At 60.8% G+C, this 14,717-nt stretch carries 9 protein-coding genes; 5 read left to right on the forward strand and 4 right to left on the reverse strand.

Annotated features, from left to right (window positions below):
• Positions 1 to 80: 80 nt before the first annotated feature.
• Positions 81 to 4,034 (reverse strand): trifunctional transcriptional regulator/proline dehydrogenase/L-glutamate gamma-semialdehyde dehydrogenase, encoded by a 3,954-nt coding sequence (gene putA / locus QR290_RS03585; protein WP_115076298.1) that lies wholly within the window; start codon positions 4,032 to 4,034, stop codon positions 81 to 83.
• A 456-nt stretch (positions 4,035 to 4,490) separates the two neighbouring features.
• On the opposite strand from putA, the gene putP reads away from it, so the two are divergent.
• From putP to QR290_RS03605, 4 genes are all read left to right on the forward strand, one after another.
• Positions 4,491 to 5,975 (forward strand): sodium/proline symporter PutP, encoded by a 1,485-nt coding sequence (gene putP / locus QR290_RS03590; RefSeq protein ID WP_115076299.1) that lies wholly within the window; start codon positions 4,491 to 4,493, stop codon positions 5,973 to 5,975.
• Positions 5,976 to 6,328: 353 nt separating this feature from the next.
• Positions 6,329 to 8,344: a type VI secretion system tip protein VgrG gene (locus QR290_RS03595; protein WP_289204349.1), complete on the forward strand. Its 2,016-nt coding sequence runs from the start codon at positions 6,329 to 6,331 to the stop codon at positions 8,342 to 8,344.
• Positions 8,334 to 9,041 (forward strand): DUF4123 domain-containing protein, encoded by a 708-nt coding sequence (locus QR290_RS03600; protein WP_430736780.1) that lies wholly within the window; start codon positions 8,334 to 8,336, stop codon positions 9,039 to 9,041. The genes QR290_RS03595 and QR290_RS03600 overlap by 11 nt, the downstream gene beginning before the upstream one ends.
• A 333-nt stretch (positions 9,042 to 9,374) precedes the next feature.
• Positions 9,375 to 9,692, forward strand: coding sequence for a hypothetical protein (locus QR290_RS03605; RefSeq protein WP_115076302.1), 318 nt, complete (start codon positions 9,375 to 9,377; stop codon positions 9,690 to 9,692).
• Between the two features lie 74 nt (positions 9,693 to 9,766).
• Here QR290_RS03605 and QR290_RS03610 read toward each other — a convergent pair whose 3' ends face one another.
• On the reverse strand, positions 9,767 to 10,180 hold the full coding sequence (locus QR290_RS03610) for a hypothetical protein (RefSeq protein WP_115076303.1): 414 nt from the start codon (positions 10,178 to 10,180) through the stop codon (positions 9,767 to 9,769).
• A gap of 122 nt (positions 10,181 to 10,302) precedes the next feature.
• On the opposite strand from QR290_RS03610, the gene QR290_RS03615 reads away from it, so the two are divergent.
• Positions 10,303 to 11,142 carry a 23S rRNA (adenine(2030)-N(6))-methyltransferase RlmJ gene (locus tag QR290_RS03615; RefSeq protein ID WP_085711101.1) on the forward strand — a complete coding sequence of 280 codons (840 nt, stop codon included), beginning with the start codon at positions 10,303 to 10,305 and terminating at the stop codon, positions 11,140 to 11,142.
• 49 nt (positions 11,143 to 11,191) lie between these two features.
• On the opposite strand, the gene msrA is transcribed toward QR290_RS03615, so the two are convergent.
• Entirely contained in the window at positions 11,192 to 11,857 is a 666-nt protein-coding gene (gene msrA / locus QR290_RS03620) for a peptide-methionine (S)-S-oxide reductase MsrA (protein WP_007952303.1), read from the reverse strand.
• A 105-nt stretch (positions 11,858 to 11,962) separates the two neighbouring features.
• A complete protein-coding gene (locus QR290_RS03625; protein ID WP_115076304.1) occupies positions 11,963 to 14,659 on the reverse strand; it encodes a putative bifunctional diguanylate cyclase/phosphodiesterase in 2,697 nt (898 codons plus the stop codon).
• Between the last annotated feature and the right edge of the window lie 58 nt (positions 14,660 to 14,717).

Consider the following 14,717-nt stretch of genomic DNA (forward strand, 5'->3'; position numbering starts at 1 on the left):
TTGATAACGGTGATGGAGAGGCCAAAAAAATGGGCGCCGGTGAGGGCGCCCATTTTTTATGTTGCTGACAGAGTCGGCGATTAACCGATGGTCATCAGGCTGGCGTTACCACCCGCTGCCGCAGTGTTGACGCTCAATGCGCGCTCGATCACCAGGCGCTCCAGCGCAATGTTGGTCTCGCCCTGAGACAAGCCCTGAACCCCGACGATGGCGCCGGCACGCTTGGCGATCTGCTGGCAGACCGCACGCAACTGGTCGGAATGGCCGTGATGCAGAACCGCATCGAACACCACATCGTCCTTGTTCCAGTCGGAAACCAGTTTGATCCGCGCCTGAATTTCCTTCGGCAGACGTGCGAACAATGCCTTGCTGGTGTCGGATTCCGGCCAGACCGCCGAACCGCCCACCGCCAGTACCGCAGCAAGTTGGGTCAGCAGATCACCTTCGATGTCCGCCAGGCACAGCACGTGCTCGCGTGGCAGGATCGCGTAGCTGTTCTTCTCGCCGGTCGGGCCGGCCAGTACGCGGGTGATACCGCTTTGCGACTGCGCTGCGTACTGCACGCACAGGGTGCTCAGGTCGGCGAACTTGTTGCTGTCGGCCCAGGCTTTCAGGGCGGTCAGCGGTTTGCTCATGGCGTCGCGCAGACGAACGTCCGGTGCCACGGCAGCATCACCGCGAGCGAAGGATTGTTCGATGGCATCGGTAGGACGCGTCGACAGCAGACGGTACAGGTACAGCGGGCCGCCAGCTTTCGGACCGGTACCCGACAGGCCTTCACCACCGAACGGCTGAACGCCGACCACGGCACCCACAATGTTGCGGTTGACGTAGACGTTACCGGCGTTGACGTTGTCGATCACCTTGGCGATGGTCTCGTCGATGCGGGTATGCACGCCGAGGGTCAGGCCGTAACCGGAGGCGTTGATCTGGGCGATCAACTGGTCGATCTCTTTACGCTTGTAGCGCACCACGTGCAGCACCGGGCCGAAGATCTCGCGTTGCAGCTCGTCGAAGCTTTCCAATTCGATCAGGGTCGGCATGACGAAGGTGCCGCGTTTGACTTCCTCGGTATCGGCGATGGCCACCTGGTACACGTTGCGACCTTTATCGCGCATGCCCTGGATGTGCTTCTCGATACCGGCCTTGGCTTCCGCGTCGATCACCGGGCCGATGTCCACGGACAGGCGCTCCGGGTTGCCGAGGCGGCTTTCAGCCATCGCACCTTTAAGCATTTCGATAACGCGATCTGCGGAATCTTCCTGCAGGCACAGGACGCGCAGGGCCGAGCAACGCTGGCCGGCGCTGTCGAAGGCCGACGACACCACGTCGATCACCACTTGTTCGGTCAGTGCCGAAGAGTCGACGATCATCGCGTTCTGGCCGCCAGTTTCGGCGATCAGCGGAATCGGACGGCCCTGATTGTCGAGGCGACCGGCGATGTTGCGTTGCAGCAGACGGGCGACTTCGGTGGAGCCGGTGAACATCACGCCTTTGACGCGCTCGTCACCCACCAGACCGGCGCCGACGGTTTCACCGCGACCCGGCAGCAGTTGCAGCACGCCTTCCGGAATCCCGGCTTCGAGCAGCAGGCGTACGGCTTGTGCTGCGACCAGCGGAGTTTGCTCGGCCGGCTTGGCCAGCACCGGGTTACCAGCGGCCAGTGCGGCGGCGACCTGACCGCTGAAGATCGCCAGCGGGAAGTTCCACGGGCTGATGCAGACCACCGGGCCCAACGGGCGGTGGGCGTCGTTGCTGAAATCGTTGCGTGCCTGCACCGCGTAATAACGCAGGAAGTCGACGGCTTCGCGGACTTCGGCGATGGCGTTGGCGAAGGTCTTGCCGGCTTCGCGGGCCAGCAGGCCCATCAGCGGCTGGATCTCGCCTTCCATCAGGTCAGCGGCGCGTTCCAGAATCGCGGCACGTTCGGCCGGCGGGGTGGCCTGCCAGATCGGTGCGGCGTTCAGGGCGCATTGAATGGCGTTGTCGACGTCTTCGACGGTGGCTTCCTGCACATGGCCGACCACGTCACGCAGATCGGACGGGTTCAGTACCGGTGCCGGCGCTTCGTTGCTGGAGGCGCAGCCGAGCATCGGCGCGGCTTTCCAGTTGTTGTGCGCGGTGGCCAGCAACGCGCAGGACAGCGAGGCCAGACGATGTTCGTTGGCCATGTCGATGCCGCTGGAGTTGGCGCGCTCGGAACCGTACAGGTCACGCGGCAGCGGAATGCGCGGGTGCGGCAGGCCGAAACCACCTTCCACGGTCGCCATCTGCTCGATCTGCGCAACCGGATCGGCCACCAGTTCCTGGATCGAAATCGACTGGTCGGCGATGCGGTTGACGAACGAGGTGTTGGCGCCGTTTTCCAGCAGACGACGTACGAGGTACGCCAGCAGGGTTTCGTGGGTGCCGACCGGAGCGTACACGCGGCACGGACGGTTCAGCTTGCCTTCGGAAACCTTGCCTACAACCTGCTCGTACAACGGTTCGCCCATGCCGTGCAGGCACTGGAATTCGTACTGGCCCGGGTAATAGTTCTGACCGGCAATGTGATAAATCGCCGACAGGGTGTGGGCGTTGTGCGTCGCGAACTGCGGGTAGATGACTTCAGGTACCGACAGCAGTTTGCGGGCGCAGGCGATGTAGGAAACGTCGGTGTACACCTTTCGGGTGTAGACCGGATAGCCTTCCAGGCCCTCGACCTGGGCACGCTTGATTTCGCTGTCCCAGTACGCGCCTTTCACCAGACGGATCATCAGGCGATGACGGCTGCGGCGAGCCAGATCGATCACGTAGTCGATCACGTACGGGCAACGCTTCTGGTAGGCCTGGATCACGAAACCGATGCCGTTCCAGCCAGTCAGTTGCGGCTCGAAGCACAGGCGCTCGAGCAGATCCAGCGACAGCTCCAGGCGATCGGCTTCTTCGGCGTCGATGTTCAGGCCGATGTCGTATTGCTTGGCCAGCAGGGTCAGCGACAGCAGGCGCGGGTACAACTCGTCCATCACGCGCTCGTACTGGGCGCGGCTGTAACGCGGGTGCAGGGCCGACAGCTTGATCGAGATGCCCGGGCCTTCATAAATCCCACGGCCGTGGGACGCTTTGCCGATCGAGTGAATGGCTTGTTCGTACGAGGCCAGGTACTTCTGGGCGTCGTGTTCGGTCAGCGCCGCTTCACCGAGCATGTCGTAGGAATAACGGAAGCCCTTGGCTTCGAACTTGCTCGCGTTGGCCAGGGCTTCGGCGATGGTTTCGCCGGTCACGAACTGCTCGCCCATCAGGCGCATGGCCATGTCGACGCCCTTGCGGATCATCGGCTCGCCGCTCTTGCCGATGATGCGGCTCAGGGACGAAGTCAGGCCGGCTTCGTTGTGAGTGGAAACCAGTTTGCCGGTCAGCAGCAGGCCCCAGGTCGCCGCGTTGACGAACAGCGACGGGCTGTTGCCCAGGTGCGGCTGCCAGTTGCCGGTGCTGATCTTGTCGCGGATCAGTGCATCGCGAGTGCCCTTGTCCGGGATACGCAGCAGCGCTTCGGCCAGGCACATCAGCGCCACGCCTTCCTGGGACGACAGGGAAAATTCCTGCAGCAGGCCCTGAACAATGCCTGCACGACCGCCGGCACTCTTCTGGTTACGCAGTTTTTCCGCGATGGTTGCGGCGAGTTTGTTGGTGGCTTCGGCCATCGGCGCCGGCAGGCGAGCCTGCTCGATCAGCATCGGCACCACTTCCGGCTCAGGGCGACGGTAAGCGGCGGTGATCGAAGCGCGCAGCACCGATTGCGGCAGGATGCTTTCGGCGAATTCAAGGAAGCATTGGTGAGCGTGATCGGTGTGGACTTCGCCCGCGTCGTCGGCGTCCTTGGCGGTCAAACCGTTCAGCTCGGTCAAGGTTGCACCACCCTCGAGTTTTTCCAGGTAATTGAAAATTGCCTGCTTGATCAGCCAGTGCGGTGTGCGATCAATCGAGGTTGCGGCGGCTTTCAGGCGCTCGCGGGTCGGGTCGTCGAGTTTGACCCCAAGGGTGGTGGTAGCCATATTTTTATCCTCATAGGTGCCGCAGTTGCGCGACAACAGCTGGCGGCAAGATTAGCCGCGAGCCGAAAGAGGTGCAACCGGGTGCAACCCTTTTTTGTCGGAATATTCGGCAACTCGTCAGGAAATATTTTCTGGTACGAAAGTGCTGCTCCTGCTTGGTGCTTTTGCTTCTAGCAAAGGCTCGTGACTGCGCTAAAAGGGAGCAAAAAGCCGCCTTTTCAGGATAATTCCGATTAGGTGCAACTAATTCTCAAGAAACTGGTTGCACCTGTTTTGCTTTGTTGCATAGGATTCGCGCCCAAGGTGCAACCGGGGAAACCCTGCGCACCGGCCAATGGCTTTCCTGGGGAAACATTGGTCATAAATGCGTGGCCGTGCGAATCGTCTGTCAGACGTCAGTCTGCAAACGGTGCAACCGCCGCCGCTACATAAAAACAAAGCCAGGGCACGTACGTAATGAGCGCAAGCAATCCAACCCTGATCACGTTCGTGATCTACATCGCAGCAATGGTGCTGATCGGCTTCATGGCCTATCGCTCCACCAACAACCTTTCCGACTACATTCTGGGCGGCCGCAGCCTGGGCAGCGTGGTGACCGCATTGTCCGCCGGCGCTTCCGACATGAGCGGCTGGTTGCTGATGGGCCTTCCGGGCGCCATCTACATGTCCGGTCTGTCCGAAAGCTGGATCGCCATCGGCCTGATCGTCGGTGCCTATCTGAACTGGCTGTTCGTCGCCGGTCGTCTGCGTGTTCAAACCGAACACAACGGCGATGCGCTGACTCTGCCGGACTATTTCTCCAGCCGTTTCGAAGACAAGAGCGGTCTGCTGCGGATCATTTCGGCAGTCGTGATTCTGGTGTTCTTCACCATCTACTGCGCTTCCGGCATCGTTGCCGGCGCCCGCCTGTTCGAAAGCACCTTCGGCATGTCCTACGAGACGGCGCTGTGGGCCGGTGCTGCGGCGACGATTGCCTACACCTTCGTCGGCGGTTTCCTCGCGGTCAGTTGGACCGACACCGTGCAAGCCACCCTGATGATCTTCGCGCTGATCCTGACGCCGATCATCGTTCTGCTGGCGACCGGTGGCGTGGATACCACGTTCCTGGCCATCGAAGCGCAGGACCCGAGCAACTTCGACATGCTCAAGGGCACCACTTTCATCGGCATCATCTCGCTGATGGGCTGGGGTCTGGGCTACTTCGGCCAGCCACACATTCTGGCGCGTTTCATGGCCGCTGATTCGGTGAAATCGATCGCCAAGGCCCGTCGCATCTCCATGACCTGGATGATCCTGTGCCTGGGCGGCACCGTTGCCGTGGGCTTCTTCGGTATCGCTTACTTCTCGGCGCACCCGGAAGTGGCGGGTCCAGTGACCGAAAACCACGAGCGCGTATTCATCGAGCTGGCGAAAATCCTGTTCAACCCATGGATTGCAGGCGTGCTGTTGTCGGCGATTCTCGCGGCGGTGATGAGCACCCTGAGCTGCCAGTTGCTGGTGTGCTCGAGCGCCCTGACCGAAGACTTCTACAAAGCTTTCCTGCGCAAGAGCGCTTCCCAGGTTGAACTGGTGTGGGTCGGTCGTGCGATGGTGCTGCTGGTCGCCCTGGTCGCCATCGCTCTGGCCGCCAATCCGGAAAACCGCGTGCTGGGGCTCGTGTCCTATGCCTGGGCCGGTTTCGGTGCAGCCTTCGGTCCGGTGGTGCTGATCTCGGTGATCTGGAAAAAGATGACCCGTGACGGCGCACTGGCCGGCATCCTGGTCGGCGCGATCACCGTGATCGTGTGGAAGCATTTTGAAGTACTGGGCCTGTACGAAATCATCCCGGGCTTCATCTTCGCCAGCCTGGCCATCTACCTGGTCAGCCTGATGGGCCAGCCAAGCACTGGCATGGTTCAGCGCTTTGAAGCGGCGGAGAAGGACTTCCATCTGAACAAGTGATGGAAATGAGCTGAGGCTCACAAAAGAACGGCCCGTTTCCTACCCGGAAGCGGGCCGTTTTTTATTGCCTTCAATTTCTGATGAACGCTGGAACCCCCTGTGGGAGCTGGCTTGCCAGCGATGGCGATGCGTCAGTCGCCCTGAATGCTGGATGTGCCGACCTCATCGCTGGCAAGCCAGCTCCCACAGGGTTCTGCGATATTTCTGACGGATGTGTCTGTAGTTGAAAGCGTCGATTGTTGAAGGCCAAATCGAAGTTTTAAGTAGGGCAAATCTGATTTTTCAGTCACCCAACCTGCACCCCTTGCCCCTCATGCAGAATCGCCCGCCCTCAATCTGCAGAGAGACATCGGATGTTCGCGCCTGCCAATCAACCGCGTTTCACGTTGACCGTCGAAGGCGCCCAGTTTGACCTCAAAGTCCTTGAGTTCACGGGCAAGGAAGCCATCAGCCAACCCTTTCGCTTTGACCTGGAACTGGTCAGTGAACGGCCGGATCTGGATCTGGAAAGCCTGCTGCACTGTCAGGCGTTTCTGAGTTTTGATGAAGACGGTTCCGGTATCCACGGTCAGATCTATCGGGTCGGGCAGGGGGATTCCGGCAAGCGTCTGACCCGCTATCACGTCAGTCTTGTTCCGCGTCTGGCCTACCTTGGCCATCGGATCAATCAGCGGATCTTCCAGCACCAAAGCGTGCCGCAGATCGTGACGCAGATCCTCAAGGATCACGCGATCCTGCGCGATGCCTTCGAGTTTCGTCTTGGCAGCGATTACCCGTCGCGCGAGTATTGCGTGCAGTACGCCGAGAGCGATCTGGCGTTCATTCAGCGCTTGTGTGCCGAGGTCGGTATTCATTTCCACTTTCAGCACAGCCCGGACGGGCATTTATTGGTATTCGGCGACGATCAAACGGTGTTCCCGCGTCTGGCCGAGCCGACGCTGTACCTGCCGGGCAGCGGCATGGCTGCGGCGGCACCGGCGATCAAGCGTTTCACCGTCCGGGTGGAAACCCGCACCAGCGTGGTCACACGACGTGATTACGACTTCACCAAACCGCGTCTGCCGCTGCAGAGTTGGGTTGAAAGCGAACAGCGCCCGGTGCTGGAGGATTACCATTTTCCCGGCCAGTTCAATGCGCGCGAAACCGGCAAGCAACTGGCCCGGCGCACCCTTGAGCGACATGTCGCCGACTACCGTCAGGCTGAGGGTCGCAGCGATCAATCCTCCTTGGTCAGTGGACATTTCCTGCAACTGACCGAGCATCCGCGCCAGGATTTGAATGACCTCTGGCTGCTGACCGCAATCGAGCACCATGGCCGACAGCCGCAAGTACTGGAGGAATCTGTCACCAGCGATGGCGACGAATTCCGGGGTTACCGTAATACCTTTCTCGCCACCCCGTGGGAAGTGTTCTTCCGCCCGCCGATGGGCCCGGAAAAACCACGAATGCTCGGTTATCAACCGGCCGTGGTCACCGGCCCGCAAGACAGTGAAATTCATTGCGACGAGTACGGTCGGGTCAAGGTGCAACTGGCCTGGGATCGCGACGGTGAACTCAACGAGCATTCGAGCTGCTGGTTGCGGGTCGCCAGCGGCTGGGCTCATGACCGTTATGGCAGCGTGCTGATTCCGCGGGTCGGCATGGAAGTGCTGGTGGGGTTCATTGATTCCGATGCCGACAAACCGCTGGTCATGGGTTGCCTGCCGAACGCCGCCACGCCGGTGCCGCTCGATCTGCCGGCCGACAAGACTCGCAGTATTTTCCGCAGCCAGAGTAGTCCCGGCGGCGGTGGCTACAACGAATTGCGCATCGAGGATCGCAAGGGCGCCGAGGAAATCTACCTGCGGGCCCAGCGAAACTGGACGCAGCATGTGCTGAATGATCAGCAGGTGCAGGTCGACAACCAGCGCAGTGTCGTCGTCACCGGTCTCGCCAAACATGAATTGAAGGCCGATGAACAGCGCATCACCCACGGCCAGCGTCAGACCGAAGTGAAGCAGGACGATCACCTGACGGTGACCGGCGACCGGCACATCCGCGTGAGCAATCAGGCGATCAACGCCAGTGCTCAATTCCACGTCAGCGCCGGCCAGCAAGTGGTGATCGATGGTGGTGCGAGCGCGACGATTCAGGCGGGCGGACAGTGGATCAACATCGGTCCCGGCGGAATCTTCAGCAGCGTGCCGATTGTGGTGGGTGGCGCGCCGATGGCGGCGATGAGCGCGGCGCCGACGGTGCCGGGGTTGCCAGAAAAACTGGTGGCAGCACCGGCAGCGATACTGACTGCCGCGCAAATTCTGAGTCTTAAAGGAGATGCGCCGTTCTGCGAAGAGTGCGAGCGCTGCAAGGAGGGTGTCTGTGCAGCCTGATCAATGGTTGAAGGATGTGCCGCTGAAACCGTCGGAACAGTTGTTCGCGATTTTCAGCAGCACCAGTGCGGTTGATCCGCTGAAAGCTTGGCTGTCGAATGCGCAGATGCCGATACCGGTCTGGGCGGAAACGATCTATGCCGAGTGGGACGCGCTGATGCCCTACGTGGGAATCATCGACGCGGGCAGTGAGTTTCTGGATTGGGTCGCGACCACGGAGTCTCGCGACTGGGGCTGGCTGGCGGTCTCTTCGGCGGGGCTTGAGGCGGTGGTCGAGCACTTTCGCAGTTTGACTCAGGTGCTGATGCCGGACGGGAAAGCGGTGTTCTTCCGGTTTTGGGATGGGCGGTATTTGTTGCCGATCCTCGAGTCGCCCGAAGTGGATGCCGGGCAATTGCTGCCGGTCCTCACGCGAGGGTTGATCAACGGTCAGGCCGTCGAGATCGGGGGCAGGGCGCGGGTCTCGGGGCGGGAGTTTCCTTGGTGGTCGGTGCCGGAAAAGCTGCTGTCGCAGTTCGGCGATGAAACCCGGATCAACAACGCCTTGCAGTGGTTGAGCGAAGAGCAACCGGCGTTGTTCGAGGCGTTTCCCACCGATGTTTTGCGCTGCAAGGTCGTCAGGTTTTTTGCAGTTTCGGCGTCGGACGAATCGTCGGCTTCGGCGTTGCTGGACTACTTGCGGGACGAGTCAGAGTGAAATTTCCGGGCAAAGGCTTCGGACGTTTCCTGCGAGTTGCGGCGGTTTGCGTGAACTGGTGGGCGCGGTGGTGCGGGGATAGTCTTTTGGCTGTCACTGCGAGAGTGGTGACAGGGCGTAGGAACCCTTGGAAAACTCACCGTGCATTCGCTCTGCTCTTTGATTGCGGCACTTGAACGTGCCCATGACATTGTTCGCGGCAGCTGTGCGCGGGAACGCTTCGGCGTAGCTGAGTTTGGTGGGTTCCTCAGTTTCCTACTCTCGCGTACAGCTGCCACCCAAACCTGTAGGAAGGTCGTTGGCAGCCTCACTTAACCTGCCGAGGTGCAAAAAATGTCGACGTTAAAACCCGATCCTCCCTACGAACCCTTCATCCCTCACCCCGACAACCGCCTCATGGCGCTGACCAGCAACTGCAACGACATGCCCACCCTTTTCATCGACACCCATGCCCCGCTCGACATCCTGATGGACGCCGCCAACTACCGTATCCGCGCCGTAATCCAGGTCCTGGAAAACATGTGCATGCGTGGCTCGGTCGAGTGCGACTCCGTCATTCTGAGCGACTTCGCCCAACTCTGCGTGATTCCATTGCGTGACGGCTGTGATGTGCTGGATGTGATTGGCAAGCGCCTGCGCGCGCAGCCCTGACAGACGATGCAGACTCCCTCGCCAAAACAGCGAACTCAAAGGATTACTCGAACGAAACCTCTCCCGTTGGGTGATCATTCCGAGATGTAAGCATCCTGGGTCTTGATGAAACTGTCGAAAGCCTGGGAGTTGTAAACCTGAAGGCATGCGTAAAACACGACTTTCCGATTCGAGTGCTGGCTGGCCGAGGGTGTCTGATCGTAGGCAGCGAGTACGTAGTTTTCGGTTTCCTTGTAAGGATCGTGCACGACTTCCAGTGTGTCCTCGTTCTGAACAACGGTGTGCAGGCCTTTGCCCATGAACGAGTAGGCTCCGGCGGACAGTTTGATGTCCTTTTCCAGTGCAGATTGTTCTTTGAATGGCGCCAGGATGCAGTGGCTCAAACCGTAGTTCTTCAGATTCTGGCGTGCCTGTTCGGTGTGTTCTTCGCCAGCGAAGGCGTGTAATGAACCCGGCAGGCACAGGAGGGCAATGATCCGGCGGTACATGATTTTCAGACTTCCTGTCAGGTGGTTGCGGCCAGTGTAACGCCGGGAACGCCCACTCAGCCCCCAACCCCTGACTTGCCGCCCGGTAAAAGGTAAACTTCACGGCCCTCGCAGGAGCAGCCATGAATTATCGTCACGCCTTCCATGCCGGCAATCACGCCGATGTGTTCAAACACCTGACCTTGACCCGTCTCATCGCCCTGATGTCGCGCAAGGAGCAGCCGTTTGCCTATCTCGACAGCCACGCCGGCATCGGCCTGTATGACCTGCAGGGCGATCAGGCCAACCGTACCGGCGAGTACCTGGAAGGCATCGCGCGGTTGTGGGATCAACCGGATCTGCCGGCGCTGACCGCCGACTACATGAACGTGCTGCACGAGATGAACCCGGACGGCCAGCTGCGCTATTACCCGGGCTCGCCGGAGCTGGCGCGGCGTCTGACCCGTTCCCAGGACCGGGTGTTGCTCAACGAGAAGCACCCGGAGGATGGCGTGCTGCTCAAGGACAACATGAAGGGCGATCGTCGTGTGGCCGTGCATCTGGGTGAGGGCTGGCATGTGGCGCGGGCGTTGCTGCCGGTGGCCGAGAAACGTGCGGTGATGCTGATCGACCCGCCGTTCGAGAAACTCGACGAGATGCAGCGTTGCGCAGCATCCTTGAAAGAGGCGATCTCGCGCATGCGCCAGACCGTGGCCGCCATCTGGTATCCGGTGAAGGATCAGCGCGCGCTGCGTCGTTTCTATCAGGATCTGGCCGGCACCGGTGCGCCGAAATTGCTGCGGGTCGAGCTGCTGGTGCATCCGCTGGACACGCCGAACAGCCTGAACGGCTCCGGGCTGGCGATTGCCAATCCGCCGTGGGGGCTGGAGGAAGAATTGCGTGAGCTGCTGCCGTGGCTGTCCAAGAAGTTGGGTCAGACCCAGGGTGGATGGCAGATGGATTGGTTGATCGCCGAAAGCTGATCAACCGTCAATCGCTCCCGCACATAGCGCGGGAGCGATCAGGCCGGGCTTAGTTACCCGCCAGACTCGGCGGCATGCAAACGCCGGTGCCGCCAATCCCGCAGTAACCTTCCGGGTTTTTCGCCAGATACTGCTGGTGATAGGTCTCGGCGAAGTAAACGGTCGGGGCCTGTTCAATCTCGGTGCTGATTTCACCCAGACCCGCCTTCGACAGCTCGGCCTGATAGACAGCCTTGCTCTTCAACGCCGCATCCAGTTGCTCCGGATGGGTCGCGTAGATCACCGAACGGTATTGAGTGCCGATGTCATTGCCCTGGCGCATGCCCTGCGTCGGGTTGTGCAATTCCCAGAACATCGCCAGCAGTTCTTCGTAGCTGACCTTGGCTTTGTCATACACCACCAAAACGACTTCAGCGTGGCCGGTCAGGCCCGAGCAGACTTCTTCGTAGGTCGGGTTCGGCGTGTAACCGCCGGCGTAGCCGACCACGGTGCTGACCACGCCTTCGCGCTGCCAGAAGCGGCGTTCCGCACCCCAGAAGCAGCCCAGACCGAAAATCGCGAAGTCGACGTCTTCGAAAAACGGGCCGAGCAGCGGCGTGTCTTCGAACACAAAGTGCTTTTCAGGCAGGGTCATTGCGGTTTCGCGGCCAGGCAGAGCTTGTTCTTTAGTCGGTAGCACGTTTTTGTTCACCAGAATTTCCGAGCGCAGAACCATGATCGTTCCTCTCAGTCAGGATGGGATGTCTATAAACAGACTCACAGTGTGCCCAATGATGCCCGGTTAATCACCAGGCAAAATGTGAGGATAGTGCCTTGTGGGTTACAGGCAGAGCGGGCCGCGCGGGTAGCGCTTGAGCGCCTGGATCAGTTCGCCGCCCGGAATCGGCCGGTCGAACAGGTAGCCCTGGCCGACGTCGCAGCGGTGGCGACGCAGGAACGCCAGCTGCTCGGCGGTCTCGATGCCTTCGGCCACGACCTTGAGCTTCAGGTTGTGGGCCATGGCGATCACGGCGGAGGTGATTTCCATGTCGTCCTGGTTGTCCGGGATTTCATGGATGAAGCTGCGATCGATCTTGATGATGTCGATCGGGAATTTTTTCAGGTAGCTGAGCGACGAGTAACCGGTGCCGAAGTCGTCCATGGCCAGGGTCAGGCCCAGGCGCTTGAGCTGGTCGAGCTGCAAGTGGGTGTCTTCGGTGGCTTCAAGCAACAGGCCTTCGGTCAGTTCCAGCTCCAGCAGATTGGCCGGCAACGCTTCCTCCTTGAGGATATTGGCGATCGAGGCCACCAGATCCGGGTCGGAGAACTGCTTGGGCGACAGGTTGATCGCCACTTGTAGATTGCCCATGCCGGCGGCGGTCAGCGCCTTGCTCATGCGGCAGGCCTGGCGGGCGATCCATTTGCCGATCGGAATGATCAGGCCGGTTTCCTCGGCGACGCTGATGAACTGGTCCGGGCGGATCATGCCGCGTTCTGGATGGTTCCAGCGCAGCAGCGCTTCCATACCGAGCAGGCGACCGCTGCGCAGGCACAGCTTCGGCTGGTAGAACACGTCCAGTTCGTTCTGGGTCAGGGCCCGGCGCAGATTGTTCTCGACGAACAGTTTGTAACTGGCTTCGGCGTTCAGCGCTTCGGTGAACACCTGGACCTGATGTTTGCCGTTGGCCTTGGCCTTGTGCAGAGCGAGGCCGGCGTTGCGCATCAGGGTCTGCGGGTCGCGACCGTGCAGCGGCGCGCAGGCCAGGCCCACGGAGCCCGTGACGCTGATCAACTGGTTGTCGACGAACATCGGTTTGTCGAGGGTCATCAGCAGCTGGCTGGCAATCTGTTGGCCAGCCTCGAGGTCAGTGTCGTCGAGCAATACCGCGAATTCGTTACTGGCGAACCGCGCCAGGCTGCCGCTGGAACTCAGGCTGTTGCGCAGGCGCCGGGCCAGGCTGATCAACAGTTTGTCGCCGGTCTGGTGACCGAGGCTGTCGTTGATCCGCTTGAAGTTGTCGATGTCCACCAGCAGCAGGCTGATCGGGGTATCGCTATCTCGGGCGAAGCGTTCATCCAGGTTGCGGATAAATGCAGGCCGGTTACCGAGGTTGGTCAGGTTGTCGGTGTAGGCCAGGCGCTCGATGCGTTGCTGCGCCAGTTTGGTCTGGGTGATGTCTTCGTAGATGCCGATGTAATGCGTCAGCTCACGGTTGTCGCCGTAGACCTTGGAGATCGATAACTGGCCCCAGTAGGGTTCGAGGTTTTTGCGGCGGCTCTTGAATTCGCCCTGCCAGCTGTTGCTCTTGGCCAGCGCCGAAGGCGCGTCGAACAGCAGCTCGCTGAGGTTTTCCAGGGCCGGCAGCTCCGCCAGGCGCTGGCCGTGGACTTCCTCGGTGGTGTACTGGGTGATCGCGGTGAAGCTCGGGTTGACGTACTCGACCACGCCGTCGCAATTGACCAGCAAAAAGGCGTTGGCGCTTTGCTCGACCGCGCGCTGGAACAGGTGCAGGGCGCTGGTGGCGGTGCGCCGGTTGTGGTTGTTGATGACCTGGGCGAACTGGTCGGCCAGCTCGCCGGCAAAGGCGATTTCGTCGGACTGCCAGGCGCGGGTGACACCAGTCTGCTCCAGACACAGCACGCCGACCACCTGGCCGTCGACACGGATACTGGCGTCGAGCATGGCGTTGACGTCACGGGGGCGCAGAGCTTCGGCCATCTCCCGGGTACGCGGGTCGCGCATCGCGTTGTGCGCGTCGATGGCGCGGCTGCCGTGCAGCGCTTCCATGTAATCCGGGAAGCCGCTGACGTCGATTGCCTCCGGCAGAATGTATTCCTGAGTGGCGCGGTGGTAGGCCGAGATCGGCACCAGTTTCTGGCCTTCCAGATTCCACAGGCTGGCGCAGTCGATTTCGTAGATATCGCAGGCACAGCGGGTGATCAGCTCGGCGGCTTCTTGCAGGGAGTTCTGGCTGCTGTAGCGCTGGCGGGCCAGCAACAGGATCAGATCCTGCTGGGCGCGCACCCGCTCCAGATGTTGCAGCTGTTCCTGCTGGGCACGCTGGTTGAGCTCAAGGGCGATTTGCAGGCGCGAATTCTGGGTTTCCAGATCGACGGACGGCAGCGCTGGCGCTTCATCGAACACGTTGTCGACCGCCAGCAGGTAACCGCGCAGCAAGTGGCGGTTGTGCTGTTTGTAGGCTTCGCCGAGTTCAAGAATGCTCAATGCGCCGGCGGCGGTGTGCAGGGTGTAGCGCACCAGATAATGCGGGCTTTGGCTGAGTTGCTGCTGGATCGCGTCGTGCAGTTGATAGCGCGCTTCGGGTTCCATCAGGCTGGCGTAGGGCGAGCCGACCAGGGCGCAGAGTTCGACGGCCGGCTGGCCGAACTGGCGTTCGCAGTTGGGATCGAGAAACAGCATCGCCCAGCTGGCTTCATTCAGGCGCTCGAAACGCAGCATGCCGAGCCGCGAGGGCACAGGCAACTGCGTCACTACCTCGGCCACCATACGGCTGGCGGCATCGGGTTGGCTCTTCATGAAGGGAACTCGCTTGGAAATTTGCTGAACGCGCCGGGCTCTCGCCCTCTTTACTGTT

Source organism: Pseudomonas fluorescens (genome assembly GCF_030344995.1).
GTDB classification, from domain to species: domain Bacteria; phylum Pseudomonadota; class Gammaproteobacteria; order Pseudomonadales; family Pseudomonadaceae; genus Aquipseudomonas; species Aquipseudomonas fluorescens_BF.